This window comes from Fretibacterium fastidiosum, from assembly GCF_000210715.1.
GTDB lineage: Bacteria > Synergistota > Synergistia > Synergistales > Aminobacteriaceae > Fretibacterium > Fretibacterium fastidiosum.
Map to the genome: position 1 here is coordinate 1,995,925 of NC_021038.1, position 812 is coordinate 1,996,736.

Sequence of the window (812 nt, forward strand, 5' to 3'; positions counted from 1 at the left end):
TGCGGGAAGCAGCAAGGGGACCGTCGAGGTGAGCCGGCAGCTTGAACGAGGGTCGGTGAGCCTTGCGATGTCGCTTTCCAACCATACAGACCGACCCCAAAATGCCGCCGTATCGGGCCTTAAGGCGTGGACGGAAGCGCCCCTTGAAGCGGCTTATATCCCTGTAAAGGACATGATGGCCAACGCGCCGGGGTTCCGCTCCCTCTACGACGAGAGGGAGATTCACTTTGAAGAAATCTACGTGGACATTATCCGCAAGGCATTTCTTCCGTCGCTGAAAGGTCCTGTGGACAAACAACGAAGGGGGCTGCTCAACAAGCTGCAAAAAGCCATGGAGGGTAAGGTGACCGTCAAACAGGAAGAGTTTTTCCTGGAAAGCCAACAGGGCAAACTTGAGTTTACGCTGCTGGCGGAGGGCCTCAGAAAGTTGGGACTGCTGTGGACCTTGATTCAGAACGGCACGCTCCTGAACGGCTCCGCGTTGTTTTGGGACGAGCCGGAGGCCAACCTGAACCCAAAGCTGATGAGGCCAATCATCGATATTCTTCTGGAGCTTCAGCGCACGGGGGTGCAGATATTCCTGGCAACCCACGACTACGTGCTCCTCAAGGAGCTTGACCTCCAGGTGAAAAACGACGACAAGGTCCTCTTTCACAGTTTGTATCGGTCGAGGGACACCGGCGAGATCGAAGTGACTTCGACCGACGATTACGTGAAGCTCTCTCCAAGCGCCATCGACGACACCTTTGGCAGTCTGGTCACCCGTGAAATCCAGAAGGACATGAAGGATGGAAAGGCATGATCTTACAGGA

The 812-nt window shown here is 55.3% G+C and carries 1 protein-coding gene; it reads left to right on the top strand.

Features of this window, described 5'->3' with window-relative positions; translation table 11 throughout:
• The coding region (locus SY1_RS09145) for an AAA family ATPase (RefSeq protein ID WP_208873545.1) at positions 1-802 on the top strand (802 nt) is incomplete at its 5' end.
• Between the last annotated feature and the right edge of the window lie 10 nt (positions 803-812).